We start from the raw sequence: 18,297 nt of genomic DNA, 5'->3' as shown, positions 1-18,297 counted from the left end.
TCAATTGAGCCAATATGCGACGAGAGCGGCGAGATGAACAGCGGCCAAAAAATTACGGGCGAGCTTGTCATATCGCGTGGCGATGCGCCGGAAGTCCTTGAGCCTGCCAAAGCAGCGTTCGATGACATTTCGTCCTTTGTAGGCGCGTTTGTTGAAGCGATGGATGACGACACGGTTAGATTTATTGGGGATTACGGGCTTGGCGCCACGACGAATGATTGCGCCGCGAAGCTTGTCGCCATCATACCCTTTGTCGGCGAGGAGCACGCTCATGGGTGGCGCGAGCGCCAGGACATCGGGAGCCGCAGCGATATCGGCATCCTGGCCTGGAGTCAGATGCAGGACGACCGGCCGGCAGAGCGGATCGCTCAGCGCATGGATTTTTGTCGTGCGGCCTCCGCGCGAGCGGCCGATTGCTTGATTGTGCTCCCCCCTTTTCCGCCGGAGCCACACCGGTGAGCTTTAATCGAGGTCGAGTCGAGCGACAGTACGACGCCGTCTTCGCCAGGCTTGGCCAGCGCTTCGAAGATTGCGCACCATCGTCCTCGCTTGGCCCAGCGATTGAAGCGATTGTAGATCGTCGTGTAAGGGCCGTATTCACGTGGACAATCACGCCATCGTGCACCCGATTGCAGCATGTGAATGATGCCGCTGACGATGCGTCGGTCGTCGTCCCGATCCGGCCCCGTCAGTCCCCTCGGCAGATGCGGTTCGATACGCGCCCATTGCCTGTCGTTCAGCCAAAACAAACCAGCGCGCATTCTCTCGCCCCCGAATCAACACGTAGGCAAGAGAATCACGTGGCGCTATTTAGGTACAGACCCTAGTCATCCGGAACGCAAGTTCGTCGCATTGGTTGATAGCTTGAATCTCGAGAGAGGAGAGCGCTTGTGGCGAATGCAGGTGGGAAAGGCCGGCCGATCGCGCCGTTGGTGCTGAGTCCGCAGGAGCGGGCGTACTTGGAGAGGCAAGTTCGTCGTCATCGTGCTGCGCGGTTGCTTTCCTGAGCGATGCCGCGCGATCCTGCGGTGGGCGGATGGCTTGCCAAGCAAGTCTGTGGCTGCCGAACTCGGCCTCCACGAACACACCGTTGGCAAGTCGCGCCGCCGATTTTTGAAGGATCGCTGTGATGGCTTGCTTGACGAGGCACGCCCTGGCCGCCCTCGCACCATCAACGACGATCAGGTTGCCGCCATGATCGATCGCACGCTGCGTACGACGCCGGCCAAGGCGACGCAATGGTTGATCCGCTCGATGGCTGCGGAAACTGGCTTTTCCCGCACCACGATCCGCCGAATGTGGTCGGCGTTCGGCTTGCAACCGCACCGTAGCCAGACATTCAAGTTGTCGAGCGATCCGCGGCTCGTCGACAAGGCACGCGACATCGTCGGCTTTACCTGTCCCCGCCGAACCGAGCCCTTGTCCTCAGCATCGATGAGAAAAGCCAGATTCAGGCACTCGATCGCGAGCAGCCGGTCTTGCCAATGATGCCCGGCATACCGGAGCGTCGTACGCACAGCTATGTGCGGCATGGTGCGACCACGCTGTTTGCCGCGCTCGATGTCGCCTCGGGGTTCGTCATCGGCAAATGCTACAAGCGCCACCGGGCAGTCGAGTCTTGAAGTTTTTAAAAGAGATCGATGCTCAAGTTCCTGAAGGCCTCGATGTCCATATCGTCATGGACATGTGTAGACGCCCCCGTTGGTGCAAGAAGAATCTTTCGAAGAGTGCGGAGCGTGGTCGGGCGCTGACATGTGTTCGGCCTTTTGTTGCGGCTGCCACATGCCGCTGGCCCGTATGGGAGTTCGCGGAACGGGTCCAATTCAACTTCGCGTGCTCGAGGCGCGTATCCATGATCTGGTTTTCCCATTCCTGTCTCGTGACCGTGCGCCATACTCTCCGGTTGACCTTCTCACACTCACGGTCCCTGCCGCGGAACTACTTCGCCGCAGCCGGAGCCCGATAGGTTCCGCCTCTCGCCATCAATGCCCAGACGATGCGCGCCATCTTGTTAGCGAGGGCGACGATCACCAGCATGGGCGGCTTGAGGGCAAGCATGCGCGCAAGCCAAGAATCCGCTGTCGAGTCTTTGCGCATTGCCCAGCGCACGGCCGCGCTCGCGCCGATGATCAGTAGTCGTCGCAGGGTTCGTTCGCCCATACGTGACGTCTTGCCGAGCTTCTGCTTGCCTCCGGTGGAGCGCTGCAGCGGGGTAAGCCCCAGCCATGCCGCAAAGTCGCGTTGCGACCGTGCACGTCGGCTGCGCGGCAAGACATTTAAGGATCTGATCCCGGCGCAGCTTCTTGCGGAAAAGCACGGTTCCTGATGCATCCGCGCCGTGCATCTGGAACACATTCTTCGCCAGATCCAACGCGATTATGCTAAATTCCGACATGGACGCCTCCGTTCAAGTGATGGTCAACGACACCACTTTGGCACAGCGATGCCGTGAGGGGGCGTCCACATGGGGTAATCGCAGGAGCGTGTTGCCCTAAAGACAATCAATAGTCTTGGAGGGTGGCTGTTCCCCGATAGGATGGAAATACGGGCTCACGACTGGACGCCGGGCCCAAGCATCGAATGGAGAACAGCCATGGAAGAGTATATCGGTCTCGATGTGTCGATGAAAGAGACGGCGGTCTCGATCCGTCGAGCAGGTGAACGGATCTGGCGCGGCAAGTGTGCATCTGATCCCAGTGTCATCGCCGCGCTCATCCGCAAGCGGGCGCCGGCCGTGAAACGCGTGGTGTTCGAGACGGGACCGCTGTCGGTATGGTTCTATCATTCTTTGCGCACCGAAGGATTGCCGGCGATCTGCGTCGATGCGCGCCATGATAAAGCGGCGCTCGATATGGCGGCGAACAAGACGGACGCGAACGACGCCGATGGTCTGGCGCAGCTCGCGGAAGTCGGGTTCTTTCGTGAGGTGCGCGTGAAGGGATTCAACAGCATGCTGACCCGCACGCTTGTCGCGGCGCGCACGCGGCTGGTCCGGATCACCACCGAGCTTTCGAACCAGATCCGCGGCGTCATGAAGACCTTCGGTCTGCTTGTTCCCGCCGGAAAGGGAAGCACCTTCGAGAACGTCCGGAACCTTCTGGCTGATCAGGACGGACTTGCATCCATCGTGCTTCCGATGCTGGAAGCCTGGCGTGGCATTCGCATCCGCGCCGCCGAACTCGGTCGCCAGTTGGTTCGGGATGCGCGCGAGAGTCAGGCCTGCCGCATCCTCATGTCGATTCCGGGCATCGGTGCGATCACCGCAACCTCTTTTGCCACAGCTATTGAGGAGCCTGACAACTTTAGGAAATCCCGATCTGTTGGCGCGTGGATCGGCCTGACAACGCGCCGCTACCAATCCGGAGAAGTCGATTATGATGGCCATATATCCCGACGTGGCGACCGCCATTTGCGTGGGCTTCTCTATGAAGCGGCAGCGGTCATTCTGACGCGCAGCTCAACCGACAGCGCTCTGCGGACGTGGGGACGGCATCTCCGGGAGAGGATCGGCTTCAAAAGAGCCGCCGTGGCTGTGGCACGGAAACTGGCGGTGATAAGCATACGATGCTTAAGACCGGCGAGCTGTTCAATCCGAATGCCGGAGCTGCCGCATAAGCTCGGATAGCGTTCAGAACCTGAACGCCTAAGGTATCCCTGCCAGGACGTGAGCCGAGCCATTCCGCTGATGGGGTTGCACTGCTGACTCAGCAAAGTGCGTCGTCCACATTGAAGGCTCGTCCGCGAAGCTCCATCATGCGGCGACCAATGTCGACCGCGAAGACAACCACGCACCCGGCAGCGTCTCTTGACGAAACTAAATGCTTGACGTCCCAGCAGCGATTAGACGACACCTCCGTCGGGCAACTCGAGGCCGACATCTGCACCTTCATCCACCTGCACAACCAAAACCCGAAGCCCTTCAAATGGACCAAGTCCGCAGACCAGATTTTGGCTTCCGTCAAACGCTTCTGCCACAAAACCCAGCAGACTTTATGTGGCGAACATTAGATTCACGTGACTAGGTCGTCCTGTCCTGACGCTGCGATCTGCAGGCTGGCGCTCAATCGATGCTCGCATCTTCCGCGAGGCGCCGATGCGCTCGCCCGATAGCCTCTGGGCCGCGGCCTCGCCGACCGGATCACCGGATCAGCTGCGGCGCCAAGCGCAACAACTTGTTCGCCCATTTCGGGAGCTTCAGCGCCTACACCCTCGAGGACGTCGACTTGTACCACCTTGGCTAGGGGACCCTGCCACTCGGTTGACAAGCCGGTAGTGCTGATCGTCAACTAGTACCCACTTTTCTTGGAACGTGAGTCGTGATTCAAGGTCGGGATGATACCCGAAGCAAGAGAAGTCCACCTTTCGAGGAAAGATCGCAAGGTGCTTGAGGCGTGCTGTCGCTCACCGGTGACGTTGCAGCGCGATTTGAAGCGGGCGCGGATAGTTCTGTTGGCGGCGGATGGGCGCAGCACCCGGTCGATCGCCAAGGAAGTTGGGGTCCAGCCGCGGATTGTCAGCCTTTGGCGGCATCGCTATGCCGACCATGGCCTTGAAGGGCTGCAAGACAAGCCGCGGCCTGGCAAGCAGCCGATCTATACGAAGACGACCGACAAGCGGATTCTGAAGCTGCTGGATAAGCCGCCACCGCAAGGGTTTGCGCGCTGGACCGGCCCCCTGCTGGCCGAGGCGCTGGGCGATGTCGATGTCCAATATGTCTGGCGGTTCCTGCGCAGCCACAAGATTGACCTGGTGGCTCGCAAGTCCTGGTGCGAGAGCAACGACCCGAACTTTACGGCCAAAGCCGCCGATGTTGTCGGCCTCTATGTCGCGCCGCCGGCGAAGGCCATTGTGCTGTGCGTGGACGAGAAGCCCTCGATCCAGGCTTTGGAGCGAGCGCAGGGTTATCTGAAGTTGCCCAATGGCCGCGCCTTAACCGGCCAAAGCCACGATTACAAGCGGCATGGCACCACAACATTGTTTGCGGCGCTCGAAGTCGCCACCGGAAAGATCATCGCGACCCATTCAAAACGCCGGCGCCGCGTCGAGTTTCTCGATTTCATGAACAGCGTCACCGCGACTTTTCCGAACCGCAAGCTTCACGTCATCCTCGACAACCTCAACACCCATAAAAAGAACGAGGACTGGCTCAAGGCCCACCCCAACGTGCAATTTCATTTCACGCCGACAAGTGCGTCATGGCTCAATCAGGTCGAAGTATGGTTTTCCATCTTGCAGGGGCAGTCGCTCAGCGGCACCTCCTTCACGAGCCTCAAGCAGCTTCAGGAACACATCGATGCCTACGTCAACGCATACAACGACAGAGCCGAGCCCTTCGTCTGGACCAAGAAAAAGGTCCGTCAACGCCGTTTCAAAGGCCGCCGTATCACTCAGCTCTGATTCCGGGTACTAGGGACGGTGCCATCTGGAGCATGTCTCTGGTCGTCTATCTCGAGCCGCGCTGCTACAAGTTCATACGATCACAGCGTTTATACGTCTCAAGATCGGCCCGAGTGCCACATTGCGCCGCACACGTTCGAGAGCCACAGGACGTAAGCCTGCGTGCGAGAGAAAAAGCAAGCCTCCAGCTAAACTCGAGACGCAAGGGTATTGCCGCCATTGTCCATCAACGCCGTTTTCCCGCGCGGGGTGCTTGCAACGTCTATTGCTTCACCTAACCCAACCCGCTAGCTGACACCGGACAAGCTTCGCCGAACATCGCAAGTTTGCGCCGGCAGTTAGCTCGTCGTATCGAAGCATGGATTTCGCATTCGGTCGGCAAGAACCTCTGGATGATCCCGTATAGCGGTGCCGCGGCGGTTAAGTGCCTGGCGGTCGCCTGGTTGCGCGAGCCGCCGAGATGGTTCTAATAGATCATATACGCCAGCCGGCCGAATCGGCTTCCAGCCGTCGAGGGCATCCACCGCGATTCAAAGTCGCTTTCATGTGGCCCGTCCAGAAGCGCTCGTTGGCTCAGAGGGCAGGGCCGTCAACAGGCCGAGCAGGCTGCCAGTGAAGCCTTCGAAGCAGGGTAGAAGCGATCGCCCGTTCCAGCGGCTTGGAGAATCTTAAACAATTATTGAATGTTGATTGCTGCTCCATGTACGTGCGCTCACCGACTTTGCCGCCGCCAGCCATCTACGCGCAGCCGGCACCATCCTCCATCCGATCGCCCCAGTTCTCAGCCTCTGGGCCGGCACCGGTGGGCAAAGCGACAGCACACGGACGCGCGCTTTACAGCCTATGGGCTCTGGCCGTATCGCGTTCACTGCCTCCTTTGCTGCCACGTTACCAAATGAGGTAGGTATCGCGTGTTGGCAATTGTGGTACCTTGTAGGGGATGATCGAAATGAGCGGCGAACAACTTAGTACGTTATAAGCCCTTCAAGCTAGGAGATCTCGAATGGCACCGAATGCAAGCGAAGACGAGAAACGCGAGCGGCGGCCACATGTCGGGCACGACCCGGCTCTGATATCTGGCGCTTCCGCCGATGGCGCTGGGAAATCTACGACAGCCGCATCGCCTATTCCATTTACTTTTCGGGAATGGCAGAGCTCGATTGAAGCGACAAGCAACCTGTTCGCTGCGGCCCTGAAGGACGGACTAGGTTTGGCGGCTTCCTCCCTGCACGATCAGGCCACCTTTCTGAAGGATATCGCGGACTCCAAAACTTCCTCGGAGCTGTTGCGGTGTCACCTGGATTTTCTGGAGAAATTCTGGTCGAGGTCGTTCAGCGCCGGCTCGAAGATATTGGATCATCTCAAGCCACAGCCATCACCCGCGGGAAGGCAGGCGCTTCACTGAGCTTGCGATAAGAGCCCGATCGCAGCTACTTCCTCCAGAGCCGAGGGCATATGTCGCCCACTGACGAGGGTGTGGGTCGCTTTAGTGGCTTCAGCTCACCCGCCAAATCCCACGATTGCTCTGAACTCAAGATGCCGCGAGTTATCTAAGATTCGTTTGCCATAGATACCTCTCTTTTTGTCGAATAGAGCTTTTCTTAGGCGGAGGCAGGCAACCGCTGTCCGCTCAAGGGGGCGCAGATCCGGTTGGCGGCCGATGCCGGGATGAGTGATGACGTGATCGCCACAAGCCTGGGCGTCGGCCACTTGGCGGTCTCCCACCCTTCGACGTTTTTGTCGAAGGCAACCTGGCGGAGAACCAGAGCGAAGAGCCGCCTACCGGGCAGAGCGCGAACTCAACGACAAGGAAGAGGCCCTTCTGGTGGCCACCGCCTGCGGCCCTCCGGCAGGCCGGGCGCTGGACACCGGAGCTGCTAGCTGGCGAATGCTCAGGCTGACGTGGTACCAAGCGTGCCGCCGGAACGTCGTTCTCACGCTTGACTGCAACTTGCCCACACGGGCCGCTTTCGTTTTGGGAATTGCCGGGTCTCGTCAGCTTTCAGTAAGCCAGCCCGGATACAGAGCCGTTGTGGTTAACGGGACGTGGCAGGGACAGCGCTATCTATCCAGAACGGTCAGCGCCGAGTCACGCTTTCCGCTAAACTCAACGGCAGCGCGGAGCGGCAGGGATAGTGCCTTTATCCAGCCCCCCAGGTCGGTAGGCGCCAGGCCGCGCCCGCGCTGTTTCCTGTCGCTGACCTTCTGTAGTCGGCTTTAAGCGTTCAGGGGGTGGAACATGGACGGCTTCAACTCAACATCCTCGCCTTATGCGCCGCAAGTGCGGCGCAACCAGCCGCTGCCAAGTTTGTCTCTTTATGTGCCCCCGAGCTGGCAGCAGGGAGATCCGTGGGCGCCGGAAGACCTCAAGTTGCGAATGGGTTTGCACAAGCTTCTGCCCCATCCGGATCTGAGCCAAATAAAAGTCTTACTCTCGGGGACGTGAACTAAACAGCCGGTATCGGGCCGCCAGGCTCGGAACACGAGATTTTTCTCCGCAGAAACTGAACTAGCTCCCGATTGAAGTCAGCCAAGGCGGCGAGTCGCCCGCGCTGCCTGCGATCCGAGTCGATCGTTAATAAGCCGAATTGGGCTGAACTGGACAGTTGAGCGTTGGCCAGAGTGAGAGCAGGAAGAGGGACAAAAGGTCTCTGAGCCAAGCCAGGACACGGCGGAGGTTGTGGCCAACGGCCGAGAGGAGAACGTTAGCGGCATCTCCGGCGCGGCCTTTGAGATAGCAGCGGCCAAGGTGACCTTCGTTCTTCATGTGTCCGATGATGGGCTCGATGGCGGAACGGCGGCGTAGCTCGCGCTTGATGACGCCGAAGACGCCGCGCTTCTGGCCCGAGATGAAGACGCGGCGGGGATTTTGTGTGTCGTGGCCGCGATATCCCTTGTCGACATAGGCCCGTTCGATCGGGCAGCCGGTGAGGCTCTCGGTGCGCTCGATGACGTTGCGAAGGGTGTGACCGTCGTAGGGGTTGTCCGGCAGCGAGCAGGCGTGGAGCACGAACAAGCCGCCCGGAGCTCTTTGGTTGTTGGTGACGATGGAGGCCTTCACGCAGAACTCATAGGGCGCGGCGGCCTTGCCCTTGCCGATGCACTCGACCTCCGGAGCATGGAAGGAATACAACTTCCAGCCGCGCTGGCGCTGCTGCTGCGAGCCGATCTGGGTGGCTCGGCTCAGCGGCAGGGCGAATGCCCCCTCCAATGCGGCCTGGCCCTCGGTCTTGCGGCGAATGTCGCGGATGATCCGGCCCAGCCGGCTGCGCAGGATGCGCAGCTGTCGCTGATGCCGGTTGAATTGTTTGGCATGAGCGTAGCGGCCCGCCATCATCGCCGCGCTTTTGGCCACGCGAACATAGGATTGCCGGAGCCTGACCCCGTGCTTCCTCGCCAGGCGGTTCAACCCGCGGATCGCTGCATGCAGCAGCTTGGCGTCGGTCGGGAAGCTGATGGCCTTCGGTTGGACGGTCGTGTCGACCGTGACCCGCTTGAGGTCCTGGCTGCGCAACGCACCGCTCGCGTGCGCCACGCGAAGGCTCTCGGCCAACAACCGCTCCAGCTTGTCGCCGAGCCGCTTGCGCCAGTGGCTCAGGTCTGAGCGCTCATGCGGGAAAACGTGCTGGAAAAACTCTTCGCCGGTGAAGAACTGGAAGTACGGATCGTGGACCCAGCGCTCGCACACCCCCTCGTAGATGTGCTTGAGCAGCAGCAATCCGATCATGAAGCGGGTCGCGATACCCGGCCTGCCGTTGTCGCTGTAGAGCGGCGCGATCTCGCCGTCGATCCAGTCCCAATCGACCCTGCCGGCGAGCAGAACCAGCTCGTGTCGCATGTTGATGATCTGGTCCAGCCGGGACCGGAACAGATCGTTCGAGCCTGTCGTCCTGTGCTTCTTTGGTCGCATCGGTCCCTCCGATGCAGCACAGAATCACGGTTCGCAGCGGCAGGGAAATCCAAAATCGAAATTGCAGGTTTTTGCTGTGAAGCCCCAATCCCCTGCAATCTCAAATGCCGCCGCAACCGGAAAACAGACTCTCAATCAAGTGCTTGGAGGCTTGTTCACGGACAACATCCGAAGCTGATCGCCGAGACACGTGAGGCGACTACCAGTCCTGGGGCGAGAGCTTCGTCGCCCTGGCCGAGGGTCTGCAGAACGCGCTGTGGTCGCTCGGCGGGCCAGCGCGTAAGCATCGCACCGGGCCAAGGCCCGAGCCCGTATCAGAGTCCCGTGAATGGTGTCGTAGTTCAGGTATCCCTGCAACACGCGGCGGAGCCACGCGCCGGTATCAACGATGAACGCCTGGCGGCGGTTCGTTACGCCGTGTCGTATCGTGCCATCCTGGCATTGCGGGAGTCGATTGTCACCCGTCGGATTGTGATGCGCGTTTCGCGGGATCGTGAGCGCGGATTTCAGGGGATCGTGAGCAACGATTTCGCAGGATCGTGAGCAAGGCTTTCGGAGCCTTGCAGCGCTTCGGCCGACAACTCAACCGGCTTAGGGATGACCTCGTGGTTAACGAGGAAGTCCAATGCCTACCCAGAGATTGTCGATGCGCCGGATCAAGGAAGTCCTTCGGTTAAAACATTTTCAAGGCCTGCCAGAGCGGGCCATCGCGCGGAGCGTGGGCGTCAGCAACGGCGTTGTGCACAGCTACCTGAGCCGCGCCCGCTCTGCTGGGTTGAGCTGGCCGCTTCCGGAGGGAATGACCGATGAAGACCTGGAGCTTTTGCTTTTCCCGGCCCCACGACCAGCGTCTCAGAGCCCGCAGCGGCCGGTGCCCGACTGGAGCTACATCGATAAAGAGCTCCGCCGGCGCAACGTAACCCGTCGCCTGCTCTGGGAGGAGTATCGCGCCGTTAATCCCGACGGTTTCGGGTACACGTGGTTCTGCACTACCTACGAGGCCTGGAAGGGGCGGGTCCGACCTTCGATGCGGCAGATTCATCTGGGCGGCGAGAAGGTGTTCGTGGATTTCGCCGGCGACACCATCGACATCGTCGATCCCCTGACCGGGGAAGTGCAGCCGATGAAGCTGTTCGTCGCGGCGATGGGCGCTTCGAACTACACCTACGCCGAGGCCTGCCCCAGCGAGAGCTTGGCCGACTGGATCCGGGCCCACGTCAACTTGTTCACGTTTTTGAGCGGAACGCCGACGTTCGTGGTCTGCGACAACCTCAAAGCCGCCGTCAGCAACCCCGACCGCTACGATCCCGGCCTCAATCGCACTTATGCCGAGATGGCGAGCCATTACGGCACCGCCATTCTCGCCGCACGGCCGCGGCGCCCAAAAGACAAGGCGAAGGTCGAGGTCGCGGTGCAAATCGCCCAGCGCTGGATTCTGGCCCGGCTGCGCAATCAGCGCTTCTTTTCCCGGGCCGAGCTCAACGCCGCCATCAAGACACTCGTCGACGAACTCAATGCTCGTCAAATGCGTGGCTTCGGCTCAAGCCGCGCCGAACTGTTTGCCGAACTCGACAAACCCAAGCTAACCCCGCTGCCAGATCAGCCTTATGCCTTCGCACGCTGGAAGCGCTGCCGCCTCGCTCCCGATTATCATGTCGAGGTCGACGGCCATTGGTACTCCGCGCCGTATCGTCTGATTGGCGAGCTGGTCGATGCCCGTATCGACGATCGGACGGTCGAGATCTTCCACAAGGGCCAGCGGATCGCCAGCCATGCCCGCGCGCCCAACCGACGCGGACACACCACCATCGCCGACCACATGCCCAGCGCCCATCGCCGCTACGGCGAATAGACCCCCGCCGCGGTGATCGCCGCCGGCGAGCGGATCGGTCCTTCGACAGCAGCGTTTTTCCAGGCCGTGATCGACGCCCGGCCCCATCCAGAACAAGGCTTTCGAACCTGCCTTGGCATTCTGGCGCTCGTCAAAAGCTACGGCGCCGACTGACCGGAATGGCCAAGGCCTTCGAGGAGCAGCGCCGATCGCCCGATCTCGAAGCCCTGCCGTTCGAAGATCGCATCGGCCTGTTGGTCGACCGCGAAGCCGCCGAACGCGACACCAGGCGGCTCACCACGCGCCTCAAGATCGCCGCACTGCGCCAGACTGCTTGCGTCGAGGACGTCGATCTGCGCACCCCGCGGGGCATCGACCGCGCCGTTTTCGCCAAACTCGTCGAAGGTCGCTGGATCGATCGCCACGAGAATTTGCTCGTCACCGGGGCAACCGGCCTGGGCAAAAGTTGGTTAGCCTGCGCGCTCGGCCACAAGGCCTGCCGCGACAACCGATCAGTCCTCTATCATCGCGTTCCAAGGCTGTTCGAGGCGCTCGCGCGCGGAGACGGACGCTACGCCCGGCTCCTCAAAAGCCTCGGCCGCGCTCAGCTTCTGATTTTGGATGATTGGGGACTATCGGTGCTCACCGCCGCGGAACGCCGCGATCTGCTCGAAATCCTCGAGGACCGACATGGCCGCGCATCCACCATCGTCACAAGTCAGCTCCCCGTGGACACCTGGCATGGAGCCATTGGGGACCCCACGGTCGCCGACGCCATTCTCGATCGCCTCGTCCACAACGCCCACCGCCTCCAGCTCACCGGAGAAAGCATGCGAAAACGCAGCGCCAAAACCATCACCCTTGACGGCCAACCAGAACACTGACTCTATCTCCCATCGGCCGTAGCGGGCTGCTCACGATCGTCTGAATTCAGTGCTCACGATCGCGCGAAATCGATGCTCACGATCCGTGAAATCCGCATTGTGAAGTGCGGATTTCGTTGGGTGCACCGCGCAGATGTGCGTGAACCCGAGGAAGTCGAACGTCTTCGGGCGGCGTTGCCCCGGCGCGAGAGGCGCTCGGCCGCGTACCGTCCAAATTTCAGAATCCGGGTCTTCTCCTCATTTAGCGAAAGACCGAACTCCGCTATTCGCTCACGCAGGGCGTCGAGAAGGCGTAGGACCTCGGTTTTATTTCGAAGCCCATAAGACTGCCGCCGGCATAGCTGCCGCTGCTTCTCCACTCGTGGGTCCAGAGGTCGAAGACGTGATGCACATTCATATTTACGAAGAGCGGCGGGAGCACCGCCCGTTGCCGCGTACTTACTCGTGCTACGGGCTTCGATCTGAATTTTCATTGCACGCAAGGAACTCGCAACTGACGGCATTTCTGATTCTAGAGTGGCCAAGTTCAGAAACATGGCGAAGAAGCCCGCGCACTACATCGCACAGGCGAATCGAAAAAGATTCGGGATTAGCGGGATGAAGGAGATCGTCACGTGACAACGCCAGCGGTCAGCCGCTTGCGTATCAAATCAATCGCAAGAGCCGGAGGTCTGACGGAAGATGAGTTCCTGCCCGCCGCCGTGCATTGCCCGTCAGTAGCGGATCCGGCGCTGCAAGGAAGGCGCCGCGCTTTGGCAGGGGAGCGGAGCTGGTCGGCGACGCAGCGCCATTACGCCCGCGCGTCCTCGGCATCGTCCTGGGCGCACACCGTGGCGATGAAGGCGGAGACGAGGCGCCGTGCGCTCTTGCCGGCACGTGCCAGCGCATTGCGCATGAAGTGGACGCGGCAGCGCTAGTGGCGTTGAGAACTTCGCCGACCGTGGCCGTGATCCCTCATGAGTATCGGAGACGACGAGCCCGTAGCCCCGCAGGCCGCGGCGGACGAGCTTGCGCAGGAGCGCGGCCCAGAACGTCTCGGCTTCGGATGGGCCGACGTCAATGCCGAGCGCCTCACGCCGGCCGTCGCTGTTAACTCGACGCGATGGTCACCGCGACCGAGACGATGCGCCCCTGCTGACGCAGCTTCACGTACGTGGCCGATCCACAGATAGGGCCGATCGCCCTAGAGCGGGCGGTTGAGGAAGGCCTTCACGTTGTCGCCGATCTCACTGCACATGCCGCGCCGGTCATGCCTTCGACCACCAGCGCCATCAGCCGGAGGCCGAGTGTGTTCCCTAGTCACGAAGGCAGCATGAGCATCGTCGTTATGCGAGACGATGCCGCTCCGTCGGGGTCGATGGCCGCATCACGCATGGAAGGCAATCATCGGAACATGAGAGGCCCGATCGGGTCCACTGGATTGGTCTCCAGTGGGGGACAGCGGCGAGGCACTGCCAGAGCCGCGGTCCGAGCTGAGGTCGGGAGTCGGACTGGTCCATAGTACCTGTGAAGTCGTCGAAGGAAACGAGACGTATGGAGGGAAGGGGCCAGCCCGAGGGGAGCCCGCGCGAGAAGGCCAGGGTCCGGACACAGAGCCGGGTTGCCTTGCCGCCGAACCTCGATCGGGTGAACGCGGCGGCCAAGCGGGCTGCCCAAACCCGGTTCACGGCCTTGCTGCACCACATCGACGAGGACGCTCTGCTTCGGGCGTTTCGACGACAAAAGCGGCAGGCCAGCGCGGGGGTCGATGGGGTAACGATGGCGAAGTACGAAGAGGGGCTCACGGATAACATCCGCGACCTCTGCGGACGGGTCCACACTGGTCGCTACCGGCCACAGCCGGTGCGGCGAGTCTACATCCCCAAAGCCGATGGCGGTAAGCGGCCTCTCGGTGTGCCGGCGCTCGAGGACAAGATCGTCCAAAGCGCGGTGGCCGAGGTGTTGAGCGCCGTCTATGAGGCCGACTTCCTTGGGTTCTCCTACGGCTTCCGGCCGGGGCGGAATCCTCATATGGCGCTTGATGCCTTGCATACGGCGATCATGAGCCAGCGTGTGAACTGGGTGCTCGATGCCGACATACGCAGCTTCTTCGACTCGGTCGACCACGAGTGGCTGTTGCGGATGGTGGCGCACAGGATCGCCGATCCTCGCATCCTACGGCTCCTCGAGCTGTGGCTGCGGCCCACCAATGGCGTCGTCGTCATGCCCGCGGTCGCGTCGTGACCGTGCGCTATGCGGACGACTTCGTCATGGGCTTCGAGAGCAAGGCAGATGCGCCAGGAAATGCTCTTGGCCCTCAAGGTGCGGCTGGCCAGCTTTGGCCTGATGCTTCATGAGGGCAAGACGCGGCTGATCGAGTTTGGCCGGTTCGCGGCCGTCTCGCGTCAGCGGCGCGGCGAGCGGCGACCAGAGACCTTCGCCTTCCTCGGCTTCACCCACTACTGCGGGCGGACCCGAGATGGCCGGTTCATCGTGAAGCACAAGACGGAAGGGAAACGCCTGACGCGCAAGCTGACGGCGTTGCGCCAGGACGCCTGGCGGCTCATGCACGCGCCACTGGCCACGCAGCACGAGCGGTTCGCCGCCGCACTGCGCGGGCACTACGGCTACTATGGCAGGCCGCACAATTATCCAGCGCTCAACGGCTTCTACCGCGAAGTGCGTCGGATCTGGCTACGTTGTCTGAGACGACGCAGCCAGAAAAGTCGGCGCATGGGCTGGTCGGAGTTCGACACCCTGACGGCACGCTTCCCTCTGCCCGTTCCACGCATCACTCGCACTTGGGCGCAGGCGCGGATATGACGCGGGTTACCCTCGGGAAGAGCCGGGTGCGGGAAATCCGCCCGCCCGGATCTGTGAGGGCGAAAGCCAAATGGCTGAGCTACTCGACCGCGCCTCTCTTGCTCTGCAGAGTGCGGTGCTGCCGAATGCTTACTTGATCGATAGCTGCTTGAGATCATGGTGGCACTGGAAAGGTCGGATTTGCTCACCGCCCGGCATCGTTGAAGCGTGCTTCTAAGATCTCCGGAAGGAGGATCAGACGTGGTTTTAGGTCCGCCTGAGCAGCTGTCCGAGGTGCCGACGAGCCCCTCATTCAGCCAAATTGTGGCTGATGGAAGAGAAGAACGCGGCTTCCCGGTAGGCTCTCTGCCGTGTAGAGCTGACCGTGGATAAAAAAAGCGGTCATTGGGACGTCCCGGCTCGGCAGAAGGCCTAGATTCTGCAATATGTCGATCACGGCGGGCGAAGCCTCTTGGGAGGCGTGCGTCCAGCCGTCGCCCAAGAACTCTCCCAGTTCAGGCACTTGCGGGACTGGCTGATGGCCTGATGCAGGTGCGGCAGACGGCAGAGGAAGGTTCGGCGCCAGCGCCGAGGGAGCGTCCCTACTCCATTCGAACGGAGCCGCCGAATCAAGCCCTGGCGCAAGACCGCCGTAGATATCTGAGGAAGTCCTCAGTGCCGCAGGCCTAGCTTCGCCCGGCAAAGCGGGCCGAGGGTGATGAATGAGCTGAACATCCTTGGGCCCTTCCGGTCCCAAGATGGCCGTGTAGCGTTCGCCGCCGATCTCAAAGTTCATGATTGGATGTTCCACAACAGGCAAGAAGTCCCACTCGCCTAACTTGGACAGCATCTCGTCGGGGGCCGGCTGGGTGCGATGGGAAAAATTCTTGGGAACGGCGAAAGAAACATCAAACGTATCGCCGACAGCGGGCGACAGCAGATGGACGAGCTGAACATCGTTGAGCCCTCCCGGTCCCAAGACGGCCATATAGCGCTCACCTCGAATGTCGTAGGCCTTTACCCGCTGTGCTGCATCCGGCAAGAGGCCCCAGCGGCGAAGCCTGTGCATCATATTCGGCGCGGCCTGAGTCCCGTGGGAGAAATGTTCGGGAACGCTCAAAGACGCATCAAAGGCTTCGCTGGCTGCTGCGATCGTCTGCTCAAGGGTGGTCTGCGCCGCAGCGCCTTCGTTCATCATCTGTCCAGAGTGGTCTTCAGAGGCGAAATCGGGCTGCCGCAAGCTCGGATGCCAAGCAGGGGCATCGAAAGGCGCTTCTTGAGCAACACTCTGCGCTGGCGAGGGAACGGTTGGACTCATCGTTGGCCAAGGCATCAGCGCATCGAAGGTCGGCGTTGGCAAAAGGTTCTCGCGGTCCGCTGCATCGAAAAGCGCGTCCTGAGGGACACTTTGCACCGGCGAGTGGATGATTGAACTCATCATTGGACCAGGCACCAGTGCATCGAAGGTCAGCGCGCGAAAGAGGTTCTCGCGACCCTCGGCATGGAAAAGCGCGTCCCGAGGGACACGTTGCACCGGCGAGGGAATGGTTGGACTCATCGTTGGCCAAGGTACCGGCGCATTGGAGGTCGCCGCCGACAAAAGGTTCGCACGATCCGCGGCATCGAAAAGCGCCTCCTGATCGACACTTTGCACCGGCGAGTGAACCATTGAACTGACCGTTGGCCCAAGCATGGTCGCCGGCAAGAAGCTCTCGGCTTCTGCAGCATCGAAAAGCACGTCCTGGGCGACACTTTCCGTAGGCGAATGGACGGCCAACCCCACTCCATGCCAGACCTGCGGAGCATTGAACCCCGGCGGCCGTGAGCTGCGCTCATCTGCATCGTCCCCAATCGGCTGCTCATCGGCCGGCATAGCTGAGGGGGTGGACGGCTGGATGACCTGGCGCGAACTGCCTCCTTCTCCGCCTAAATTGGTCTGCAGGGTAATGGCGCGATAGTCCCGAAGGCCATTCAAGGCGGAGATGAGCATCTTGTCCTTCGGGAACAACCTATCCGCGTGTCCGAGCAGTTTATCATCACTGAGGTCGGCAATGGACAAGGGTCGGAGCGCTACCGCCAACTTCCGCAGTCCGCTCGCATAGCTCTCGGCCGTTTTCCTGCCGATCTGTCGACCAAAACCTGCCTCGGCGGCATCCCTGATAAGACCCTCATCTTCCCTGGAAGGACGATAATGTGTTGAGAGGGGGCGAGCGTTGGCGTCGGGCTCGCGGTACCGACTGATCATTAACAATGCTGGCGCGATGACCCTGTCGTTTGGCAGCAGCTTCCTAGCGTTAGCGAGTAAGGCATCGTCATCGAGCCCAGCAATTGATTTGCCGGACTTCTTCAGCCCCTCGGCGAATTTGCGAAGCCGACGATCATAAATTTTGACGGTGGTCTCACTCGGCGGCGGCCCTCCATTGAGAGCAGCGGCCGATGCCGCCTGGATGAGGTGATCGTCTTCCTCAGTGACATCATGAAGCGCCGCGTGCGGATATACAGGGCCCGCCTCTCGCACGCCTGCCAGGTGCTGCTCAAACGCCACATGCTTTTGATCCGGCTGTTCCACGGCGGCATCCGACGCAGCGGACGCCTTATCGGCTGGGTTGATCGTGTTGAATCGGTCCATGTTCAGTCCGCAGGGCTCGCTCTCTCGCTATTTCGCTACTCACGTTTGCTTTCCAAAACCTGACATCGCCAAGCGGAAAGGTAGAATGAAAGGATAAATGATGGCTCGCAATTGCCTTCTCTGCGCCTTGCAGCATCGCTCGTGCGCCTGAGCGCCAGGTGCTGCACAGTAGGTTCCGACAAGCGCTTAAAGCGCCTATCGGAGCGGCTGCACATTCTGTGTTGTTGGTCCCGCTGCGTCCGGCGCTGTCGTGCTTGCTCCATCTTCTCCGTTGCCCTTGTTGCGCGCTGCGAGAGTAGAGTGACTAGCAAGAGGAGCGGCGGCGCGATCGCCATTTACCGTGCTGACAGACCGATTATCAACCAGGTCGAGCGGATCGTTCACCATCACTCCCAGGTTGTTTTTGGTCGAGCAACCAAGAGTCGGTTCGAACGAATTGTCGTCCACTGCTGGTCCTGCGATCAAAAGCGACGGACAGTTCGGAAGATGCGCTTCAAACGTAATCGCCTCGATCCTGACGGCGGAACGGCCCGATAAATTGAGGGGAGAAGCGGACAGCCGGATGTTAGAGGGAACAACCCCCATGGCGCGTGCTTCGTGCGCCACCTGCGCAATGAGCTTATGGGAGCCGCTGACATCCACATGGAGCGCATCCCGCCGGCCACCACTTGCGTCGGCGATAAAATTACGCAGCTGAAGCTTTTCGAGGGCATGGAGGCTCTGCAGAAGCAAGACACGCTTTTTCTGTTCGACCTGGACTCCTTGTTCGGCAGGATTGGGATGGATCGACGCAGTATTTGCGCAGCCCCCCAATATTGCGGCAAGGACAATCGAATGGGACAAATATCGCATGTTCATATGTCGA

9 protein-coding genes and 7 pseudogenes are annotated in these 18,297 nt (G+C 60.8%); 10 read left to right on the top strand and 6 right to left on the bottom strand.

Features of this window, described 5'->3' with window-relative positions:
- A pseudogene (locus tag AAFG50_RS36345) lies at window positions 1–783 on the bottom strand (IS5-like element ISBj2 family transposase).
- Window positions 784–890: 107 nt separating this feature from the next.
- Here AAFG50_RS36345 and AAFG50_RS36340 point away from each other — a divergent pair.
- Window positions 891–1,684 (top strand): annotated as a pseudogene (locus tag AAFG50_RS36340) (IS630 family transposase); the annotation flags it as partial.
- Window positions 1,685–1,938: 254 nt separating this feature from the next.
- Here the strand turns inward: AAFG50_RS36340 and AAFG50_RS36335 are convergent.
- Window positions 1,939–2,241 (bottom strand): annotated as a pseudogene (locus AAFG50_RS36335) (transposase); the annotation flags it as partial.
- A 352-nt stretch (window positions 2,242–2,593) separates the two neighbouring features.
- Here AAFG50_RS36335 and AAFG50_RS36330 point away from each other — a divergent pair.
- The 5 genes and pseudogenes from AAFG50_RS36330 to AAFG50_RS36310 all read left to right on the top strand — a co-directional run bounded on the left by AAFG50_RS36330 (window position 2,594) and on the right by AAFG50_RS36310 (window position 7,843).
- Window positions 2,594–3,615: pseudogene (locus tag AAFG50_RS36330) on the top strand (IS110 family transposase).
- A 234-nt stretch (window positions 3,616–3,849) separates the two neighbouring features.
- Window positions 3,850–4,008 (top strand): annotated as a pseudogene (locus AAFG50_RS36325) (IS630 family transposase); the annotation flags it as partial.
- Window positions 4,009–4,332: 324 nt separating this feature from the next.
- Window positions 4,333–5,397, top strand: a complete 1,065-nt coding sequence (locus AAFG50_RS36320) for an IS630-like element ISRj1 family transposase (RefSeq protein WP_011084514.1) — start codon at window positions 4,333–4,335, stop codon at window positions 5,395–5,397.
- Between the two features lie 1,003 nt (window positions 5,398–6,400).
- On the top strand, window positions 6,401–6,802 hold the full coding sequence (locus AAFG50_RS36315; protein ID WP_011084637.1) for a hypothetical protein: 402 nt from the start codon (window positions 6,401–6,403) through the stop codon (window positions 6,800–6,802).
- 834 nt (window positions 6,803–7,636) lie between these two features.
- The gene (locus AAFG50_RS36310; protein ID WP_011084638.1) at window positions 7,637–7,843 is read left to right on the top strand and encodes a hypothetical protein; all 207 of its coding nucleotides are present in this window, start codon (window positions 7,637–7,639) and stop codon (window positions 7,841–7,843) included.
- Window positions 7,844–7,972: 129 nt separating this feature from the next.
- Here the strand turns inward: AAFG50_RS36310 and AAFG50_RS36305 are convergent, their stop codons facing one another.
- Complete coding sequence (locus AAFG50_RS36305; RefSeq protein ID WP_041960889.1) at window positions 7,973–9,307, bottom strand: IS5-like element ISBj2_B family transposase; 1,335 nt, start codon at window positions 9,305–9,307, stop codon at window positions 7,973–7,975.
- Window positions 9,308–9,932: 625 nt separating this feature from the next.
- Between AAFG50_RS36305 and istA the strand changes: the two are divergent.
- Together istA and istB are read left to right on the top strand one after the other, a co-directional pair.
- Window positions 9,933–11,309, top strand: a pseudogene (gene istA / locus AAFG50_RS36300) (IS21-like element ISFK1 family transposase); the annotation flags it as partial.
- A gap of 8 nt (window positions 11,310–11,317) precedes the next feature.
- Complete coding sequence (gene istB, locus AAFG50_RS36295) at window positions 11,318–12,022, top strand: IS21-like element ISFK1 family helper ATPase IstB (RefSeq protein ID WP_038952402.1); 705 nt, start codon at window positions 11,318–11,320, stop codon at window positions 12,020–12,022.
- Between the two features lie 793 nt (window positions 12,023–12,815).
- On the opposite strand, the pseudogene AAFG50_RS36290 reads toward istB, so the two are convergent.
- Window positions 12,816–13,259: pseudogene (locus AAFG50_RS36290) on the bottom strand (transposase); the annotation flags it as partial.
- A gap of 368 nt (window positions 13,260–13,627) precedes the next feature.
- Between AAFG50_RS36290 and AAFG50_RS36285 the strand changes: the two are divergent.
- Window positions 13,628–14,245, top strand: coding sequence for a reverse transcriptase domain-containing protein (locus AAFG50_RS36285; protein ID WP_223153747.1), 618 nt, complete (start codon window positions 13,628–13,630; stop codon window positions 14,243–14,245).
- Window positions 14,246–14,293: 48 nt separating this feature from the next.
- Window positions 14,294–14,824 (top strand): maturase, encoded by a 531-nt coding sequence (locus AAFG50_RS36280; RefSeq protein ID WP_223153746.1) that lies wholly within the window; start codon window positions 14,294–14,296, stop codon window positions 14,822–14,824.
- Window positions 14,825–15,116: 292 nt separating this feature from the next.
- Here the strand turns inward: AAFG50_RS36280 and AAFG50_RS36275 are convergent, their stop codons facing one another.
- Window positions 15,117–17,432: a hypothetical protein gene (locus AAFG50_RS36275; protein WP_018647880.1), complete on the bottom strand. Its 2,316-nt coding sequence runs from the start codon at window positions 17,430–17,432 to the stop codon at window positions 15,117–15,119.
- A gap of 195 nt (window positions 17,433–17,627) precedes the next feature.
- Window positions 17,628–18,290, bottom strand: a complete 663-nt coding sequence (locus AAFG50_RS36270) for a CpaD family pilus assembly lipoprotein (protein WP_011084647.1) — start codon at window positions 18,288–18,290, stop codon at window positions 17,628–17,630.
- Between the last annotated feature and the right edge of the window lie 7 nt (window positions 18,291–18,297).

It is taken from the genome of Bradyrhizobium sp. B039, assembly GCF_038965675.1.
GTDB lineage: Bacteria > Pseudomonadota > Alphaproteobacteria > Rhizobiales > Xanthobacteraceae > Bradyrhizobium > Bradyrhizobium diazoefficiens.
This window is presented reverse-complemented; position numbering and strand designations above follow the sequence as displayed.